This window comes from Streptomyces sp. CB01373 (assembly GCF_002803075.1).
Classification (GTDB): domain Bacteria; phylum Actinomycetota; class Actinomycetes; order Streptomycetales; family Streptomycetaceae; genus Streptomyces.
On sequence record NZ_NNBK01000021.1, the window covers coordinates 18,483 to 36,806 of the forward strand.

At 71.4% G+C, this 18,324-nt stretch carries 14 protein-coding genes and 1 pseudogene; 9 read left to right on the forward strand and 6 right to left on the reverse strand.

What is annotated here, in order from left to right; all coding sequences use genetic code 11:
• Nucleotides 1–120: 120 nt before the first annotated feature.
• A complete protein-coding gene (pgm, locus tag CG719_RS29715; protein ID WP_100571807.1) occupies nucleotides 121–1,761 on the reverse strand; it encodes a phosphoglucomutase (alpha-D-glucose-1,6-bisphosphate-dependent) in 1,641 nt (546 codons plus the stop codon).
• Between the two features lie 118 nt (nucleotides 1,762–1,879).
• Here pgm and CG719_RS29720 point away from each other — a divergent pair.
• The 5 genes and pseudogenes from CG719_RS29720 to CG719_RS29740 form a co-directional block, all read left to right on the forward strand.
• Nucleotides 1,880–3,076 (forward strand): annotated as a pseudogene (locus CG719_RS29720) (MFS transporter); the annotation flags it as partial.
• Nucleotides 3,077–3,215: 139 nt separating this feature from the next.
• Entirely contained in the window at nucleotides 3,216–3,632 is a 417-nt protein-coding gene (locus CG719_RS29725) for an ester cyclase (RefSeq protein WP_100571808.1), read from the forward strand.
• Between the two features lie 68 nt (nucleotides 3,633–3,700).
• Nucleotides 3,701–4,120, forward strand: coding sequence for a DUF302 domain-containing protein (locus CG719_RS29730; protein WP_199836834.1), 420 nt, complete (start codon nucleotides 3,701–3,703; stop codon nucleotides 4,118–4,120).
• A gap of 233 nt (nucleotides 4,121–4,353) precedes the next feature.
• A complete protein-coding gene (locus tag CG719_RS29735; protein ID WP_100571810.1) occupies nucleotides 4,354–4,782 on the forward strand; it encodes a hypothetical protein in 429 nt (142 codons plus the stop codon).
• 107 nt (nucleotides 4,783–4,889) lie between these two features.
• Nucleotides 4,890–5,084, forward strand: a complete 195-nt coding sequence (locus CG719_RS29740; protein WP_100571811.1) for an antitoxin — start codon at nucleotides 4,890–4,892, stop codon at nucleotides 5,082–5,084.
• Between the two features lie 117 nt (nucleotides 5,085–5,201).
• On the opposite strand, the gene CG719_RS29745 is transcribed toward CG719_RS29740, so the two are convergent.
• From CG719_RS29745 to CG719_RS29755, 3 genes are all read right to left on the reverse strand, one after another.
• Nucleotides 5,202–5,570 (reverse strand): cytochrome C oxidase subunit I, encoded by a 369-nt coding sequence (locus CG719_RS29745; RefSeq protein WP_100571812.1) that lies wholly within the window; start codon nucleotides 5,568–5,570, stop codon nucleotides 5,202–5,204.
• On the reverse strand, nucleotides 5,567–7,246 hold the full coding sequence (ctaD, locus tag CG719_RS29750) for an aa3-type cytochrome oxidase subunit I (protein ID WP_100571813.1): 1,680 nt from the start codon (nucleotides 7,244–7,246) through the stop codon (nucleotides 5,567–5,569). The genes CG719_RS29745 and ctaD overlap by 4 nt, the downstream gene beginning before the upstream one ends.
• A gap of 221 nt (nucleotides 7,247–7,467) precedes the next feature.
• Complete coding sequence (locus tag CG719_RS29755) at nucleotides 7,468–8,403, reverse strand: LysR family transcriptional regulator (protein WP_100571814.1); 936 nt, start codon at nucleotides 8,401–8,403, stop codon at nucleotides 7,468–7,470.
• 94 nt (nucleotides 8,404–8,497) lie between these two features.
• On the opposite strand from CG719_RS29755, the gene mdlC reads away from it, so the two are divergent.
• The 3 genes from mdlC to CG719_RS29770 all read left to right on the forward strand — a co-directional run bounded on the left by mdlC (nucleotide 8,498) and on the right by CG719_RS29770 (nucleotide 12,866).
• Entirely contained in the window at nucleotides 8,498–10,078 is a 1,581-nt protein-coding gene (gene mdlC / locus CG719_RS29760) for a benzoylformate decarboxylase (RefSeq protein ID WP_100571815.1), read from the forward strand.
• Between the two features lie 29 nt (nucleotides 10,079–10,107).
• Nucleotides 10,108–11,562 carry a benzaldehyde dehydrogenase gene (locus CG719_RS29765; protein ID WP_100571816.1) on the forward strand — a complete coding sequence of 485 codons (1,455 nt, stop codon included), beginning with the start codon at nucleotides 10,108–10,110 and terminating at the stop codon, nucleotides 11,560–11,562.
• 62 nt (nucleotides 11,563–11,624) lie between these two features.
• Nucleotides 11,625–12,866: an MFS transporter gene (locus CG719_RS29770; RefSeq protein WP_100571817.1), complete on the forward strand. Its 1,242-nt coding sequence runs from the start codon at nucleotides 11,625–11,627 to the stop codon at nucleotides 12,864–12,866.
• 116 nt (nucleotides 12,867–12,982) lie between these two features.
• Here CG719_RS29770 and CG719_RS29775 read toward each other — a convergent pair whose 3' ends face one another.
• Both CG719_RS29775 and CG719_RS29780 read right to left on the reverse strand, forming a co-directional pair.
• Complete coding sequence (locus tag CG719_RS29775; protein ID WP_100571818.1) at nucleotides 12,983–15,772, reverse strand: SpoIIE family protein phosphatase; 2,790 nt, start codon at nucleotides 15,770–15,772, stop codon at nucleotides 12,983–12,985.
• 538 nt (nucleotides 15,773–16,310) lie between these two features.
• Nucleotides 16,311–16,880 carry a TetR/AcrR family transcriptional regulator gene (locus CG719_RS29780; RefSeq protein ID WP_100571819.1) on the reverse strand — a complete coding sequence of 190 codons (570 nt, stop codon included), beginning with the start codon at nucleotides 16,878–16,880 and terminating at the stop codon, nucleotides 16,311–16,313.
• 232 nt (nucleotides 16,881–17,112) lie between these two features.
• Between CG719_RS29780 and CG719_RS29785 the strand changes: the two genes are divergently transcribed.
• Entirely contained in the window at nucleotides 17,113–18,264 is a 1,152-nt protein-coding gene (locus CG719_RS29785) for a S1 family peptidase (protein ID WP_100571820.1), read from the forward strand.
• Nucleotides 18,265–18,324 lie beyond the last annotated feature (60 nt).

Below are 18,324 nucleotides of genomic sequence, written 5' to 3' on the forward strand. Positions count from 1 at the left end.
TATCCCTTCGGCCTGCCGGTGAAAGGACCATGGTGTCGGCCATGCCCTCGCCTTGCCATGTGAGCCGGGCCACTCATCCCGATTCTCTCCCGCGCTCCCGCCGCTGTCGTGGTGCCGGGGTCACCCGCCGAGTGCCGCGTGGACGACGCGTTCGGCCTCGTCCTGGACCTGGGAGAGGTGGCCGGGGCCCCGGAACGACTCGGCGTAGATCTTGTAGACGTCCTCGGTGCCCGAGGGGCGGGCCGCGAACCAGGCGTTCTCGGTGGTCACCTTGATGCCGCCGATGGGCGCGCCGTTGCCCGGCGCCTCGGTGAGGACGGCGGTGACGGGTTCCCCGGCGAGGGTGTCGGCGGTGACCTGGGCCGGGGACAGCTTCGCCAGACGGGCCTTCTCCTCGCGGGTGGCCGGTGCGTCGAGGCGGGCGTAGGCGGGTTCGCCGAAGCGGGCGGTGAGTTCCGCGTAGTGCTGGGATGGCGTCCGGTCGGTGACGGCGGTGATCTCGGAGGCGAGCAGGGCCAGGACGATGCCGTCCTTGTCGGTGGTCCACACCGAGCCGTCCCGGCGCAGGAACGACGCCCCGGCGGACTCCTCGCCGCCGAAGCCGAGCGAGGAGTCGATCAGTCCGTCCACGAACCACTTGAAACCCACGGGCACTTCGACCAGTCGGCGGCCGAGGTCCGCGGCGACCCGGTCGATCATGCCGGAGGAGACCAGGGTCTTGCCCACACCCGCCTCGGCGGGCCATTGGGTGCGATGGGCGTAGAGGTAGGAGATGGCCACGGCGAGGTAGTGGTTGGGGTTCATCAGTCCGGCGTCCGGGGTGACGATGCCGTGCCGGTCGGCGTCGGCGTCGTTGCCCGTGGCGATCCGGAAGCGGTCGCGCTGCCCGATGAGCGATGCCATCGCGTACGGCGATGAGCAGTCCATGCGGATCTTGCCGTCCCAGTCCAGCGTCATGAAGCGCCAGGTGGGGTCGGTGAGCGGGTTGACGACGGTGAGGTCGAGACGGTGCTGCTCGGCGATGCGGCCCCAGTAGGCGACGGAGGCTCCGCCCAGCGGGTCGGCGCCGATCCGCACGCCTGCGTCCCGGACCGCGTCGAGGTCCAGCACGCTCGGCAGATCGGTGACGTAGGCGCCGAGGAAGTCGTGGCGGCCGGTGGAGGGCGCGGTGAGCGCGCGGGGGTACGGGAGGCGCCGTACGTCCTTCAGTCCGCCCGCGATGATCTCGTTGGCGCGGTCCTGGATCCAGGAGGTCGCCTCCGAGCCCGCGGGGCCGCCGCTGGGCGGGTTGTACTTGAAGCCGCCGTCGCCGGGCGGGTTGTGCGACGGGGTCACCACGACACCGTCGGCGAGGCCCGAGGTGCGGGAGCGGTTGTGCGTCAGGATCGCGTGGGAGACGGCGGGGGTGGGGGTGTAGCCGTCCGCCGTGTCGATGAGGACGGTGACGTCGTTGGCGGCGAAGACCTCCAGCGCGGTGACCCGCGCGGGTTCGGACAGGGCGTGGGTGTCCGCGCCCAGGAAGAGGGGGCCGTCGGTGCCCTGCCGTGCGCGGTACTCGCAGATGGCCTGGCTGGTCGCGGCGATGTGGTCCTCGTTGAACGCCGTCGTCAGGGACGATCCACGGTGTCCGGAGGTCCCGAACGCCACGCGCTGTCCGGCCTCGGCCGGATCGGGGTGCAGCGCGTAGTACGCCGTCACCAGGCGGGCGACGTCGATCAGGTCCTCGGGTCCGGCCGGCTTGCCCGCTCGCTCGTGCTGCATGGCACCCACGCTCCTCCGCGTCGCTCGTGCGTCCGCTGTCCGCTCGCGGTCTCATCTTCCCCCGTGCGCGGGAAGCGAGTCGTGCCCGTGCGGATCCCGGTCGCAGGTCGCGTCGGCGCCGGTCCCCGGCCTCGTGTTCGGCCCGCTCGGGGACCGGATCGGCCGGCAGAAGGTGCTCGCCACCACGATGATCATGATGGCGGTGGGCACGTTCGCCATCGGCCTGATCCCCGGCTGCAAAACCCTCGGCATCGCCGCCCCGACCCTCCTGCTGCTCGCCCGGATGGTCCAGGGCCTCTCCACCGGCGGCGAGTACGGCGGCGCCACCACCTTCGTCGCCGAGTACTCCCCCGACCGACGCCGCGGCTTCCTCTCCAGTTGGCTCGACTTCGGCACCTTCGTCGGCTACGCGCTGGGCTCCGCCCTGGTCACCGCGCTGAACCTGCTCCTCACGGACTCCCAGATGATCGCCTGGGGCTGGCGGGTCCCGTTCCTGATCGCCGGACCGCTCGGTGTGATCGGCCTGTACATGCGGCTGCGGCTGGAGGAGTCGCCCGCCTTCCAGCAGCAGCTCGACGAGCACGAGCGGAGCCTGGCCCGGAAGTCGGCGGGCAGCGAACTGCGGTCCGTCGTCAGGAACCACTGGGGCGCCCTGCTGATCTGCATGGGCCTGGTGCTGCTCTACAACGTCACCAACTACATGGTCACCGGCTTCCTGCCCACCTACCAGACCGAGACCCTGCACCGCTCCAGCGGCTCCGCCGACCTGCTGGTGCTGCTGGGCATGGTGTGGATCGTGCTGCTGATCACCTTCATCGGCCGGCTCAGCGACCACGTCGGACGGCGCCCGGTCTACGGGGTCGCGGCCGCCGCGATGATCGTCCTCGCGGTCCCCGCGTTCCTGCTGATCAAGACGCAGGGGACCTGGGCACCGGTCTGCGGTGTGCTGATCCTGTCCACGCTGCTGGCCTGCTTCGCCGCGCCGAGCGCCGCCACCCTGCCCGCGCTCTTCCCGACCGCGGTGCGTTACGCGGCCATGGGCATCGGCTTCAACTTCGCCGTCGCCGCGTTCGGCGGCACCCCCCCTCTGGTGACCGAGGCCCTGGTCAACGTCACGGGCAACGACATGATGCCCGCCCACTACCTCATGCTGGCCGGCGCGATCGGCCTGGTGACCGTGAGGTTCCTGCCGGAGAGCGCCCAGGTGCCGCTCAACGGCTCCCAGCCGATGGTGGGCTCCGCGCGGGAGCGGCGGGAACTGATCACCACGTCGCGGGCCCTGTACAAGGCCGGCGAGTGGACGCCCGGGGCTTAGTCCCGCGGCGGGGCCGCGTCGTGCACCCGCGTGGACATGCTTGGCGCGTATGGCTGGTGTACGGTCCCGGTATGCCGTAGGTGCGTGGACTTCGCAGCTGACGGACAGGCCGCGGCGGGCACGCGCCCGAGGAGTGCCCATGTCTCAGCAGGAGAACATCGCCGCACAGGCTGCTTTCGGAGAGGCCGTCGTCACCGGCAACCTCGACGACCTGGCCGGGATCGTCGCCCCCGACTCGATCGATCATGATCCCGCCCCAGGACAGGCGCCGGGGCCCGAAGGGTACAAGGCCATGTTCGGCGAGTTGCGAACAGCCTTTCCCGACTTGCACGTCGAGGTGGAGCATCTGGTGGTCACCGACGACGAGTTGGCCTTCGCCTACACCATCACGGGCACGCATCTGGGTTCACTGATGGGGCGACCGGCGACCGGCAAGAAGGTGAGCTACCGGGGCATGCAGATCAGCCGCTTCGACGGCGACGGCAAGCTCGTCGAACGCTGGGGAAGCAGCGACGAACTCGGCATGCTGCGTCAACTCGGCCTCGCCCCTGTGTGACCCCGCGAGCGGGTTGGCCGCACGCCAGTTCCGCGGGCATCGGCCCGGGCCTCTTGAGGAGGAATGCGGTGACGACGCAAGAAGCGGGCTCCTCCGGATCCGATGCAGCGGGGATCTTGAGCGTGGCCAGTCCGTTCTCCGTGGCCGAGACCGTGGAGCGGCTCAAGCGAGCCGTCGAGGCCGGCGGGATGACCCTGTTCGCGGTGGTGGATCACGGCGCAGGCGCCCAGAGCGTCGGGCTGACGATGAATGACACCCAAGTGCTGATCTTCGGCAATCCGCGGGGCGGGACGCCGGCGATGGCGGCGCGACCGCTCCTGGCACTCGAGCTCCCGCTCAAGGCTCTGGTGTGGGACGACGGCCACGGCCAGGTACGAGTCGCCTACCAGGACGCGGCTGAGCTGGGACGCCGCTACCAGGTCCCGGCGGAGCTGATGACCCCGCTGTCAGGCGTGGGCGATCTGGTACGGACCGCGCTCGCAAGCTGACAGGGGTACCAGGCGTCCAGGTGAGCGCGGCCGCCGTGCTGGTACGGCCGAGGATCCCGCCCCGGACGAGGTGCGCAAGGGCCTGACGCGATGGCTGGGCGAGGCCGACCGACAGGAGGTGTGATCGGGTCTCTCGGCCTCGTAGCCCGAGCTGCGCCCCGACCTCGTGCTCGTGCTACTCCTCCGTCATGGGAGAGTGGTCCCCTACACAGGGCAGGTCGGGAGGAAGTGCAGTGCCGGAAGGGCGCCCGAAGCGTTCGAGCAAGTCGCGTCTCGCGGTGATCGCGCTGATCGTCGGTCTGGGCACCTGGCTGGGCTTCGTGTGCTACTCGATCGCGACAGAGGCCCCGCCCGGCGCGCCGAGCATGGCCGCGCTGGCCGACATGGCCCAGAAGGCGGCCGCCGACCGGGACGCGGACGGCCTCCAGACGCTGTTCGACGAGGACACCGTCTCCGACGACTACGCCGCCGACTACCTGGACCGGCTGGGCGAGCACGCCCCTGCCTTGCAGGCCCGGGTGGAGCACCGCGGCGGACACGACTTCCTGCTGCTGCGCTCCGCGCAGGGCGACTCCGTGTGCACGGCCTGGCACATCACCGAGCGGGACGGCCGCCGGCTGCTGGACGGTGTGCCGCCGGCCGAGAACCTGTGCGCGCCCTGACGGAAGACCGGTGTTTCCACAGGTGATCCGGGGCTTTCCGGCTGCGGATGCATCCCCTGCCGCCGTCGGCCATGCTGGGAGGAACCCCCGGCGTTAAGGAGTATGCGATGAGCATGCTGGACAAGCTCAAGGGACTGCTGAAAGGTCACGAGGAGCAGGCCGGCAAGGGCATCGACAAAGGCGGTGACTACGTCGACGAGCGGACCCAGGGCAAGTACCGGAGCCAGGTCGACACGGGTCAGGACAAACTCAAGGAGCAGCTCGGCCGGCCGGACCCGGGTCAGGACCAGCCGCCGCAGTGACGCCCCCGTGATCAGGAGCGCCGGCCCGGTGGGCCGGTACGACGGGCTCGGGCCGCCCCCGCGAGGAGGGCGGCCCGAGTGTGTTCGGCACAGGTGGGGCGGGACGGATCCGTGGTCTCAGGGCCGCGCCAGGGCCAACGCCAGGACGGCCGCCCCGGCGAGCACCGCGAGAGCCATGAGGACGAACGCGAAGCACCGCGCCCGCAACTGGCGGTAGCGCTGTTCGTACTCGCCGCGCAGCGCCCGGCACCGTTCGGCGATCCGCTGGAGGTCCGCCCGGGCCCGCAGCAGACAGTCGGAGACGTAGTACTCCTCGATCTCCTCGCGCTGCGCCGTGGTCAGCCACTGCATGGGCTCGGTGAAGGCACGGGCCCGCTGCTCGGCCTCGGCGACGCGGGTCTGCCAGAGCAGATAGCCCTCGACCTGCTCGACCAGTCCGGTGGGCCCGCCCGGCTGCCCGTCCGGGCGCTCCGCCGCGTCGGTCATCCTGGCAGGCCCAGGTTCTCCCGCTTGTCCGTGACCGAGACCTCCGGGTGGTGCAGGTCGAAGGCCGGGGACTCGCTTCGGATCACGGGCAGGGTGACGAAGTTGTGCCGCGGCGGCGGGCAGGAGGTGGCCCACTCCAGGGAGCGGCCGTAGCCCCACGGGTCGTCGGTGTCGACCTTCTCGCCGTACTTGGCCGTCTTCCAGACGTTGTAGAAGAACGGCAGCATCGACAGCCCCAGCAGGAACGAGCCGATGGTGGAGATCTCGTTGAGCGTGGTGAAGCCGTCGCTCGCCAGGTAGTCGGCGTACCGGCGCGGCATGCCCTCGGCGCCCAGCCAGTGCTGCACCAGGAACGTGGTGTGGAAGCCGACGAAGAGCGTCCAGAAGGTCATCTTCCCCAGGCGTTCGTCGAGCATCTTGCCGGTCCACTTCGGCCACCAGAAGTGGAAGCCGGCGAACATCGCGAACACCACGGTGCCGAAGACGACGTAGTGGAAGTGGGCCACCACGAAGTACGAGTCCGAGACGTGGAAGTCCAGCGGCGGCGAGGCCAGGATCACACCGGTCAGACCACCGAAGAGGAAGGTGACCAGGAAGCCGGTCGACCACAGCATCGGCGTCTCGAAAGACAGCGAACCGTTCCACATGGTGCCGACCCAGTTGAAGAACTTCACACCGGTCGGGACCGCGATCAGGAAGGTCATGAAGGCGAAGAACGGCAGCAGCACACCGCCGGTGACGAACATGTGGTGCGCCCACACCGTCACGGACAGACCCGCGATCGAGATCGTCGCGCCGACCAGGCCCATGTAGCCGAAGATCGGCTTGCGGGAGAAGACCGGGATGACCTCACTCACGATGCCGAAGAACGGCAGCGCGATGATGTACACCTCGGGGTGCCCGAAGAACCAGAACAGGTGCTGCCACAGCAGCGAACCGCCGTTGGCCGCCTCGAAGACATGGGCGCCCCACTTGCGGTCCACCTCCAGGCTGAGCAGGGCGGCCGCCAGGACCGGGAAGGCCAGCAGGACCAGCACCGCGGTCAGCAGCACGTTCCAGGTGAAGATCGGCATGCGGAACATGGTCATGCCCGGTGCGCGCATGCAGATGATCGTGGTGATGAAGTTGACGGCGCCGAGGATGGTGCCGAAGCCGGACATGCCCAGGCCGAGGATCCACAGGTCCGCGCCGAGGCCCGGTGTGTGGATGACGTCGTTCAGCGGGGCGTAGGCGAACCAGCCGAAGTCGGCGGCGCCCTGCGGGGTGAGGAAGCCGGCCACCGCGATCAGCGAGCCGAACAGGTAGAGCCAGTAGGCGAACATGTTCAGCCGTGGGAAGGCCACGTCCGGGGCGCCGATCTGCAGCGGCATGATCCAGTTCGTGAACCCGGCGAACAGCGGCGTCGCGAACATCAGCAGCATGATCGTGCCGTGCATCGTGAACATCTGGTTGAACTGGTCGGTCGACAGCATTTGCAGACCCGGGCGGGCCAGTTCGGCGCGCATCACCAGCGCCATGATGCCGCCGAGCAGGAAGAACACGAAGGAGGTGATCAGATACAGGGAGCCGATCGTCTTGTGATCGGTCGTCGTCACCCAGTTCACCACCACGGCACCGGGCCTCAGGTGACGACGGGGAGCGGCGGTTTCCCGCGTGGTGTGCTGGACGTCTGTCATGCGGCCCGTGACACGCTTTCTCTCGGGAGATGGGTACACGAAGGTCCACGCGGTTCTCCCGCAGGGCCCGCCTTCCATCCTTCCGCCTCACGCCGCCGAACCGGAGACGGCCATCGCCTGGACGGAGTAACACCCGGCGGATTGCACCCGGTTGGCCTACGTGCCTCACGCTCATGGCGGGCACCGGGCGCGGCGCGGCCGGCACGGCGTGCGGCGCGGGCCTACCCGATGGCGGACGGGGGCAGTTGGGCCGGGCTCACCCGCTCCCCCAGGACCTCGGCCATGAACCGCACCAGCCACCGCTGGGACGGGCTGCGCGAGGACTCGTGCCGCGCGTACAGCGCCACCTCGATCGGCTCGGTGTGGAACGGGAGCCGCACCATGCGTAGTTGATGGGACGAGGCGAAGACCTCGCCGACGTACTCGGGGACGATGGCGATCAGGTCGGTCTGCTCCAGCAGGTAGGGCAGCATCGAGAAGCGGGTGGCGTCCACCACCACCCGGTCGAGCAGCCCGTGCGCGGCGAGCACGGCACGCGGGACGACGTGGCCGCTGGGTCCGAAGACGGTGGCGTGGGACTCGGCCGCGAGCTCGGCCAGGGTGACCGACTCGCCCCGCACGCGGGGGTGGCCGGCGGCGACCATGCCGACGTAGCGCTCGTGGAAGAGCGGGATCCGCACGGTCCGGTGGGAGGTCAGCACGGGGGTGGCCACGAACGCGTCGATGTCGCCGCGGCGCAGCTGGTGCTCCGCCTCGTCCACGTCCAGCGGCCGCACCGTGAAGGACACCCCGGGAGCCCGCTCGCGGGCCGCGGCCATCAGGCGCGGCAGCAGGGTCACCTCGCCCAGGTCGGACAGGGCCACCGTGAAGCGGCCGGACATGGCCCGCGGGTCGAAGACGTCGGCCTGGCGGACCGTGCCGTCGATGTCGGCGAGGGCCCGCTGCAACGGCTCGTACAGCCGGCGGGCGCCCGCGGTCGGCGTCAGTCCGCGTCCCGTACGCCGGAACAGCTCGTCGCCGAAGTGCCGGCGCAGCTTGCCCAGGCTGTAGCTGACCGTGGGCTGGGTGACGTGGAGCGTGTCCGCGGTGACCGTGACACTGCCGGTCTCGTACAACAGTACGAAGACGCGGGCGAGGTTGAGGTCGAAGTTCCTCATATCGAAGCACTCTATATCGCGAAGGTAAAAGATTTATTGGTGCTCATGTCAACGCTTGCCTAGCGTGGCGTGCGTCACTCCGAAAGGAACGCCCGTGCCTTCCGTACGCCGCCTCTGCCACGAGTTCCTGGAGCGCCAGGGCCTCACCACCGTGTTCGGCAACCCCGGCTCCAACGAACTGCCCTTCCTCGCCGGACTCCCCGACAGCTTCCGCTACGTCCTCGGCCTGCACGAGGGTGCCGTCGTCGGCATGGCCGACGGGTACGCACAGGCGACCGGCCGGCCCGTCCTGGTCAATCTGCACGCGGCCTCGGGCTCCGGGAACGCGATGGGCGCGCTGACGAACTCCGTGGCCTCCCGCACCCCGCTCGTGATGGTCGCCGGCCAGCAGGTGCGCTCCGCCGTCGGGCCGGAGGCCAACCTGTCCAACGTGGACGCCTCGGCGCTGATGAGGCCGCTCGTCGGCTGGGCGGCCGAGCCGGCGTGCGCCCAGGACGTGCCGCGCGCCCTCGCCCAGGCCGTCTTCGAGGCGGAGCTCCAGCGGCGCCCGACGTACCTGTCCGTCCCCTACGACGACTGGGCGGCCGACGCCGGTGACAACGCCCTCGCGGTCCTCGACCGACGGGTCGCCCGTGCTTCCGTCCCCGACGGGGAGCAGGGCCGCCGGCTGGCCGAGCAGGTCGCCTCCGCCCGGCGGCCCGCGCTCGTGCTGGGCGGAGACATCGACTCGGCGGGACTGTTCTACGACGCCGTCCGGCTGGCCGAGCGCCTGGGCGGCCCGGTGTGGGCGGCCCCCTCGCAGTTCCGGCTGCCCTTCCCCAACCGGCACCCCTTGTTCCGCGGGGTGCTGCCCGCCGGGATCGCGCCGGTCTGCGAGGCGTTCGAGGGCCACGACCTGGTCCTGGTGCTCGGCGCGCCGGTGTTCCGCTACCACGAGCACCTGCCCGGCCGGTACCTGCCCGAGGGCACCCGGCTGATCCAGGTGACCGAGGACGCCTCCGCCGCCGCGCGGGCGCCGATGGGCGAGGCACTGGTCGCCGACCCCGGAGCCGTCATCGGCCTGCTCCTGAAGCTGCTCGACGAACCCGAGGCGCCCGCCGACGCCTTCCGGCCCGCGCCCGGGCCGCCGGACGGTGACGGCTCCCGGCTGCACCCGGAGCAGGTCTTCGCCGCGCTGCGCGACGAACTGCCCGGGGACACCGCGTACGTGGTCGAGTCGACGTCGACGAACTCCTCCTGGTGGCGCCAGATGGACCTGCGCCGGCCCGGCTCCTACTACTTCCCGGCGGCCGGCGGACTCGGGTTCGGGCTGCCCGGCGCGGTCGGGGTCGCCATGGGCCAACCGGGCCGGCCGGTGGTCGGCGTCATCGGGGACGGCTCGGCCAACTACGGCATCACCGCCCTGTGGACGGCCGCACAGCACCGCGTACCGCTGACCGTCGTACTGCTGCGCAACGGCACGTACGGGGCACTGCGCTGGTTCGGCGGCCTGCTGGGCGTGCCGGACGCCCCCGGTCTGGACATCCCCGGTCTGGACTTCACCCGCATCGCCGAGGGATACGGCGTCCCGGCCCGGCACGTCGGCGACGCCGAGGAGCTGCGGGCGGCCCTCGCCGAACGTCCGGACCACCCGCGCCTGATCCAGGTGGACACGGCGCTCACCACCCCGTCCTGATCCGCCCCGAGAAGAAGAGAGGAAACGCGATGGCACTCCTGGACAGCGACGTCTGGGGCAAGAAGTTCTTCAGCGACGGCTGGAGGGACGCCTCGGCCGAGCAGCCGGTCGTCGAGCCCGCGACCGGCGAACAGCTCGCGACGGCGGGCCTGGCCACCACCGAGGACGTACGGCGTGCGTCCGCCCGCGCGGCCGAGGCGCAGCGCGACTGGGCGGCGGCCTCCCCGCAGCGGCGGGCCGCCGTGCTGCGCCGGGCGGGCGAGCTGCTGGCCGAGCACTCCGCCGAGATCGAGGAATGGCTGGTGCGCGAGGCCGGGTCCGTACGGGCCAAGGCGGCCTTCGAGGCGCGGCTCGCCGTGAGCGAGTGCTTCGAGTGCGCGGGCCTGCCGACGCACCCGCAGGGTGAGGTGCTCACCTCCGAGGACGCCCGCTGGTCCTTCTCCCGGCGCCGTCCCGCGGGTGTCGTCAGTGTCATCGCGCCCTTCAACTTCCCTCTCGTCCTGGGTCTGCGCTCGGTGGCGCCGGCGCTGGCCCTGGGCAACGCGGTGCTGCTCAAGCCGGACCCGCGCACCGCGGTGAGCGGCGGTGTCGTCATCGCACGCGTCTTCGAGGAGGCGGGGCTGCCGGACGGCGTGCTGCACCTGCTGCCGGGCGACGGCCCGGTCGGCCGGGCGGTCGTCGAGGCGCCCGAGGTGCGGGTGGTCTCCTTCACCGGCTCGACCCCGGTCGGGCGGGCGATCGGCGAGCAGGCCGGACGCCTGCTCAAGCGTGCCCACCTGGAGCTGGGCGGGAACAACGCGCTGGTCGTACTGCCGGGGGCGGACGTGCGGAAGGCTGCCTCCGCGGGCGCGTTCGGCTCCTATCTGCACCAGGGCCAGATCTGCATGACGACCGGCCGCCACATCGTCCACGAGTCGCTCCTGGAGGAGTACACCGCGGCGCTGGCCGCGAAGGCAGCGGCCCTGCCGGTCGGCGACCCGGCCCGTGAGGACGTCGCGCTCGGCCCGCTCATCGACCGGCGCCAGCTGGAGCGGGTGCACGGCATCGTCACCGACAGCGTCGCCGCGGGCGCGACCCTCGCCGCGGGCGGCGAGATCGTCGGCGCGGGCTACCGGGCCACGGTGCTGAGCGGGCTGACGACCGACATGCCGGCCTGGCGCGAGGAGATCTTCGGGCCCGTCGCGCCCGTCATCGGCTTCTCGACGCCGGAAGAGGCCGCGCGGATCGTCAACGACTGCGAGTACGGGCTGTCCGTGGGGATCCTCGGCGACGTGGGCACGGCGATGAAGCTCGCCGACCGGATCGACTCCGGCAAGGTCCACATCAACGAGCAGACCGTCAGCGACGAGCCCAACGCCCCCTTCGGCGGGGTCAAGGCCTCGGGCACCGGGTCCCGGTTCGGCGGCGCCGCCGCCAACGTCGAGGCCTTCACCGAGACCCAGTGGCTCACCGTCCGGCCCGACATCGCCGACTACCCGTTCTGACCCTGTTCCGACCCCGCTCGTCCCCGCCCGTCCGCTCCCGTCCCCAGGGGGGAACGTCCGCAATGACATCCGCCGTCTCGTCCCAGACGACCGTGCAGTCCGGCACCGCCGGACGCGGCACGTGGACCGTGGTCCTGTGCTGGATCACCGTCATGCTCGAGGGCTACGACCTCGTCGTCCTCGGCGCCATCATCCCGACCCTGCTCAAGACCCGCCACCTCGGCATGACCGCGGGCGACGCCACCATGATCGCCACGCTGTCGCTCGTCGGCGTCGCCATCGGCGCCGTCTGCGTCGGCCCGCTGGCCGACCGGCTGGGCCGCCGCCTGCTGCTCATCGCCTCGGTGGTGGTGTTCTCGGTGTTCACCATCGTGGTGCCGCTGGCCGGCTCCGTGACGATGTTCGCCGTCCTCCGGCTCATCGCCGGTCTGGGCCTCGGCGCCTGCATGCCGGTGTCGCTGACGATGATGGCCGAGCACATGCCGGCCAGCCGTCGTGCCCGGGCCAGCACCCTGACCATGACCGGCTACCACACCGGTGCCGTGATCACCTCCCTGCTGGCCCTCCAGGTGACCGACAACTGGCAGATCCTCTTCTACGTCCTCGGCGTGGCCGGCCTCGTCGTCGCCGCGATCCAGTGGTTCCGGCTGCCGGAGTCGGAGGCGTTCACGCAGGCCAAGCAGGCGACGGGAGCGCAGCGGGTTCCGGTCACCGAGCTGCTCAAGCCGGCCTACCTGCGCGCGGGCATCGGCATCTGGGTCGCCTCGTTCATGGGGCTGCTGCTGGTCTACGGCCTGAACACCTGGCTGCCCAAGCTCATGAACGACGCCGGCTATCCCGTCCCCACGGCCGTCACCCAGCTCCTCATACTCAACGTCGGCGGAGTCGTCGGCCTGGTCGTCGGCGGCTTCGTGGCCGACCGGCGGGGCATCAAGGGGACCATACTCGGCTGGTTCGCGGTGTCCGTGGTCATGCTCGGCTGCCTGAGCATCAAGATGAACAGCGACATCCTGCTCAACGTCGTCGTCTTCCTCACCGGCGTGTTCGTCTTCTCCGCCATGGTGCTCGTGTACGCCTACGTGACGCACTTCTACCCGGCCGCGGTGCGCGGGACCGCTCTCGGCTCGGCCTCCGGCATCGGCCGGATCGGCTCCATCGTCGGCCCGACGATCACCGGGGCCCTGGTCACGGCGGGCATCGGCCATCCATGGGGCTTCTACTTCTTCGCCGCGGTCGCGGTCCTCGGCTTCCTGGCCGTGCTGACGCTGCCGCGGCACGCCCCGCAGGTGGAGCCCGCCGCCTGACGCGTCCGTCCGCGCTTCCTGCGACGGCGCGGGACCGCCCACGAGGGGTCGGTCCCGCGCCGTCGCTGCTTGGAGACCCGCCGGCCGGCTGTGCGCCGATGGCCGGGGATCATCCGTCACCCGGCGCGGTCGCCCGCCACCTGGCCGGGGAGCACCGGTGTCCGTGGTGCGACGGGCCAGCCGTCGGTGGAGGGCGCGACCGCCCCGGACAAGGCCGTCCCCGGGGGTTGGACGTTCTCGGGCAGGGCGAACTCCGCCCAGATCACCTTTCCGTGCGGGGAGTAGCGGGTGCCCCAGTGCTCGGTCATCTGCGACACCAGGAACAGACCCCGGCCGCCCTCCTCGGTCGTCGCCGCGTAGCGCAGGTGCGGCGAGGTGCTGGTGCCGTCGGACACCTCGCAGATCAGCGTGCGGTCGCGGATCAGCCGGACGTGGATCGGCTCGCCTCCGTAGCGGATGGCGTTGGTGACGAGCTCGCTCAGCACCAGTTCCATGCCGAAGCCGAGCTCGGACAGGCCCCACTCGTCGAGGGTGCGGGCGGCCGCGACGCGGACCCGGGCGACGGCGGCGGGGTCGGGCGGCACGTCCCACTCGGCGACCCGGTCGCACGGCAGCGCGCGGGTGCGGGCGATGAGCAGGGCGACGTCGTCCTTGGGACGCGCGGGCAGCAGCGCCTCAAGCACGGCCTGGCAGCTCCGCTCCGGCGAGCGGTCGGGGTGGCCGGCGAGAGCCTGGCGCAGCATCTCCATGCCGACGTCGAGGTCCCGCCTGCGGTCCTCGACGAGCCCGTCGGTGTACAGGGCGAGCTGGGTGCCCTCGGGCAGCTCCAGCTCGGCCGTGCGGAACGGCATGCCGCCCAGGCCGAGCGGCGGGCCGTGCGGCAGATCCGGGAAGGTGACATCGCCGTCCGGACTGATCAGCGCGGGCGCGAGATGACCGGCGCGCGCCATGGCGCAGCGGCGGGTCACGGGATCGTAGATCGCGTACAGGCAGGTGGCTCCGACGACGGCCGCGGCGGCACCGGTGGAGGCCTCGTCCTGGTCGATGCGGCCGACGAGGTCGTCGAGGTGGCTCAGCAGCTCGTCGGGGGGCAGGTCGAGCGTGGAGAAGTTGTGCACCGCGGTCCGCAGCCGTCCCATGGTGGCGGCGGCGTGCAGGCCGTGCCCGACCACGTCCCCGACGACCAGGGCGACCCGTCCGCCGGGCAGCGGGATCACGTCGAACCAGTCACCGCTGACACCCGACTGGGCGGGCAGATAGCGGTAGCCGACCTCCAGCGCGGTCAGCTCGGGCAGGGCCCGCGGCAGCAGGCTGCGCTGCAGGGTGACCGCGAGGGCGTGCTCGCGGGCGTAGCGGCGGGCGTTGTCGATGCTGACGGCGGCCCGGGCGACCAGTTCCTCGGCCAGGGACAGCTCCTCCTCGTCGAACGGGCCACGCTCCTTGCAGCGCCAGAAGTTGGCCATACCGAGGACGACACCGCGGGCCTGGATGGGGGCCGAGATCAGCGAGTGGATGCCGTAGTCGACGATCGCCTCGGCGCGTGCCGGGTCCTGGGCGTGCCAGCCGTGCGCCGACGCCAGGTCCGTCACCAGTTCCAGATGGCCGGTGCCGTAGCTGTGTGCCTGGGGCGTGGACGGCAGGAAGTCGATCAGCCGGCCCTTCTCGTAGAGCGGCGAGTCGTCCTGGACACCGCGTACGGCGATGCGGCGCAGGCCCGTCGCGGTGGTGGCGGGCTCCTCGCCCTGGAGTACGCCCTCGGCGAGGTCCACGGAGACGTAGTCGGCGAAGCGGGGGACGGCGACCTGGGCGAGTTCGTCGGCCGTGCGGGCCACGTCGAGGGTGGTGCCGATGCCCAGTCCGGCGTCGTAGAGGAGTTCGAGCCGTTCCCTGGCGACCTGGGCGCGGCCGGAGATGGCCTGGAGTTCGGTGGAGTCGCGCAGTGTCACCACTGTGCGCCGGCCGCATCCGTCGCGGTGGGTGGGCCGCTGGTTGACGGCGAGCAGGCGGGATCCGGCGAGGTGCACCTCGTCGGTGGCCACGCGGCCGGAGGTGAGCAGTTCGACCGTCTCGGGCTCCAGCGTCGGGAGGTGCGTCACCTGCCTGCCCTCGGCTTCCGACGGCAGGTCCAGCAGCCGCTTGGCCTCGTCGTTCGCCAGCAGCAGCCGCCCGTCGTCACCGATGATGAGCACCCCTTCGCGCACGGAGTGCAGCACCGCGTCGTGGTGCTCGTACATGCGGGTCATCTCGTCCGGGGCAAGGCTGTGGGTCTGCCGCCGCAGCCGCCTGCCGACCAGGGCCGTCACGCCGGTGGCCAGGCCCAGCGCCGCAGCCCCGGCGCCCAGGATGATCGGGATCTGCCGGTTCACCTGGCTGGTCACGTGCTTGACCTGGAGACCGGCGGAGACCAGCGCCACGACGCGGCCGCCGTCCCTGATGGGAACGGTGGCCTGTACCTCTTCGCCGAGCGGCCCGTGGACGCTCTCGGTGTAGACGTTTCCGGCCAGCGACGGCCCGATGGTGCCGACAAAACGCTGACCGATGCGGCCCGGCAGGGGGTGGGTGTAGCGGATGCCCTTCGTGTCCATGACGACGATGAAGTCGACCCCCGCGGACCTGCGTCCCGCCTCCGTGAGGGGTTGCAGCACCTGCGACGGGGCGGGCGTGCGCAGTGCGCTCACGACGCCCGGGGAGTGCGCGAAGGTCTGCGCCACTGCCACGGAACGGCGCTTGGCCTCGGCGTTGATGTCGCGCTGCGACTGGAGGACGAGGGAGAAGACGGCGAAGGCCACAAGCAGCGCCACCAGCGCCACCTGTAGAACGAACACCTGTCCGGCGACGCTTCGCGGGCTCTTTCCCAGCAGCGAGCGCAGCGATATACGTCGAAGACGGGTAAAACGGGCTGCCATCCGGCATTTGTAACATCCACCCTCCCGTATCGTCACGACTTTCACGATTGATCGTTCGGCAGGGGCCAGGTCCGGACCACACGGGGAACCCTCGGATCTCGGAGATTCCGGCGGGTGAAAGCGCTGTCCGCCGTGGCGCGGAGAATTTCCGCGAGGCATCGACGACTCACGGCAACTCGACTACGACTCGTCCGCGAACAACAGCGGAGCGCAGTCGGCCGCGCCCGACCGGTCGGCGCCGGCCGCGCGGCCGGCAGCGCCTGGCGGCGAGCGGTCCGCCGGGCCGACCCCGGCAGAGGCACACCGGGACCGGCGGCCGGACGCGGGACCGGAACGCGGACCACCCCGTGGGGCGCCGCGGTGCGGCCGACGGCCCGGACCGCAGCCACCCGGCGGGCTTGGGCAGGGGCCGCGCGGACACCGTTCCCCCTGCGCGGGCGCGAGCCTCAGACCCGCACGGGTCTCTGCACGAACGACCGGCACAGGGGCGCCGCAGGCGAACGCGCGCTTGCCAAGCGCGGGCACACGCGCGCGGACGCTACGCCGGGGGCCAGGTGCGCAGCATCGTGTCGAGGCGGTCGAGGATCCAGGTCCAGGTTTCCTGGGGGGCCGGGGCGCTGTGGTCGAAGCCGCCGGCCAGTTCGAGGCTGACGTAGCCGTGGAAGACGCTGCCGAGCAGCCGGACGGCGTGGGTCTCGTCCGGCTCGGTCAGGTCGTAGCCGCGCAGGATCGCGCGGGTCATCTGCGCGTGTCTGCCCCCGGCGCTCGCCGCGGCGGTCTCCGGGGCAAGCCGGAGGCGCGCGGCCGCGTAACGCCCCGGGTGCTCCCGGGCGTAGTCGCGGTAGACGTTCGCGAAGGCGGCGAGGGCGTCCTTCCCGGCCCGCCCGGCCAGCGCCTCGGCGGCCCGGTCCGCGAGTTCCTCCAGGGCGAGCAGGGCGATCCGCGTCTTGAGGTCCTGGGAGTTCTTCAGGTGCGAGTACAGGCTCGCGGCCTTGACGTCGAACCGCCGGGCGAGCGCCGAGACGGTCACATGCTCGAAGCCGACCTCGTCCGCCAACTCCGCTCCCGCCCTGACCAGGCGTTCCGTGGTCAACCCCGCACGCGCCATGCCGCTCCTCCCACCCGAGCCCACCAAGAACCTGAAGCCATTGAACATATGCCTAAGCCCATTAGGCAAACGGCAGGACGTTTGGCTCGGCCGCGAATACCAGCATTGGCATGGACCTGTTCAGTCGGTCCCGCTAAGCTGCTCCCCGACCCGATTGAGAGCGCTCTCAGGTCGCGGTAGTTCCACCCCGTGTTCCACCCCCACCTCGTTGGAACGACGAAGGGCACCCCCTGTGAGACGCACCAAACTCCACCGCGTGGCCGTGGCCGCGCTCGTCCTGCTCGGCAGCTGGGCCGTGGCAGGCACCACGCCGGCGGGAGCGGCGACCCCCGCCGCCGCACCCTCCGCCTCCCCCGGCCTGCTCCAGGCGATGCAGCGTGACCTGGGACTCTCCCCGCAGCAGGCCGAGGCGCGCCTGTCGGCGGAACGCACCGCCACGGCCGTGGAACCGAAGGCCCGCGCGGCCGCCGGCTCCGCCTTCGGCGGCTCGTGGTTCGACGACAGGACCGGCCGCCTCACCGTGGCCGTCACCTCCGACGCCTCCGACTCGACCCTGCGCGCCGTCCGGACCGCCGGCGCCGAGGTCCGCACCGTCCGGCACAGCGCTCGGCAGCTCGACACGGCCAAGGACCGCCTCGACGGCACGACCGCACCGCAGGGTGTGAGCGGCTGGCGGGTGGACCCGAAGGCCAACACGGTGGTCGTGGACGTCGTCGGCGCCGCGCGCTCCGACAACGATGTCCAACGCTTCCTCTCCAAGGCCCGCGCGGCCGGCCCCGTCACCGTCCGCACAGTCTCCGCGGCGCCGCAGACCTTCGCCGCGGGCACGGTCGGCGGCGACCCGTACTACACCGGCAACGCCCGCTGCTCCATCGGCTTCTCGGTGTACGGCGGCTTCGTGACCGCCGGACACTGCGGCCAGGCCGGCGCCGGGGTGAGCGGCTGGGACGGCTCGTACATCGGCAACTTCCAGGGGTCCTCGTTCCCCGACAACGACTACGCCTGGGTCAGCGTCGGCAGCGGCTGGTGGACGGTCCCGGTCGTCCTCGGCTGGGGCACCGTCCCGGACCAGCTGGTGCGCGGCTCCGCCGTGGCTCCTGTCGGCGCCTCGGTCTGCCGCTCCGGCTCGACGACGCACTGGCACTGCGGCACCGTGCTGGCGCACAACGAGACCGTCAACTACAGCCAGGGCGCCGTGCACGAGCTGACGAAGACCAGCGTGTGCGCCGAACCGGGCGACTCCGGCGGCTCCTTCATCAGCGGTGACCAGGCCCAGGGCGTCACCTCCGGAGGCTGGGGCAACTGCTCCAGCGGCGGCGAGACCTGGTTCCAGCCGGTCAACGAGATCCTCAACCGCTACGGACTGACCCTGCACACCGCCTGACCCGCACCGACCAGGGGGCTCCGGCAAGGCTCGGCCGGGGCCCCCTCTCGACGGCTCGCG

Bases quoted from the DNA above. Each gene is read 5' to 3' on its own strand.
- CG719_RS29770 (WP_100571817.1), top strand. From the start codon at position 11,625: ATGACATCCGCCGTCTCGTCCCAGACGACCGTGCAGTCCGGCACCGCC.
- ctaD (WP_100571813.1), bottom strand. From the start codon at position 7,246: ATGACAGACGTCCAGCACACCACGCGGGAAACCGCCGCTCCCCGTCGT.
- CG719_RS29780 (WP_100571819.1), bottom strand. From the start codon at position 16,880: ATGGCGCGTGCGGGGTTGACCACGGAACGCCTGGTCAGGGCGGGAGCG.
- CG719_RS29765 (WP_100571816.1), top strand. From the start codon at position 10,108: ATGGCACTCCTGGACAGCGACGTCTGGGGCAAGAAGTTCTTCAGCGAC.
- pgm (WP_100571807.1), bottom strand. From the start codon at position 1,761: ATGCAGCACGAGCGAGCGGGCAAGCCGGCCGGACCCGAGGACCTGATC.
- CG719_RS29740 (WP_100571811.1), top strand. From the start codon at position 4,890: ATGAGCATGCTGGACAAGCTCAAGGGACTGCTGAAAGGTCACGAGGAG.
- CG719_RS29725 (WP_100571808.1), top strand. From the start codon at position 3,216: ATGTCTCAGCAGGAGAACATCGCCGCACAGGCTGCTTTCGGAGAGGCC.
- CG719_RS29775 (WP_100571818.1), bottom strand. From the start codon at position 15,772: ATGGCAGCCCGTTTTACCCGTCTTCGACGTATATCGCTGCGCTCGCTG.
- CG719_RS29755 (WP_100571814.1), bottom strand. From the start codon at position 8,403: ATGAGGAACTTCGACCTCAACCTCGCCCGCGTCTTCGTACTGTTGTAC.
- CG719_RS29745 (WP_100571812.1), bottom strand. From the start codon at position 5,570: ATGACCGACGCGGCGGAGCGCCCGGACGGGCAGCCGGGCGGGCCCACC.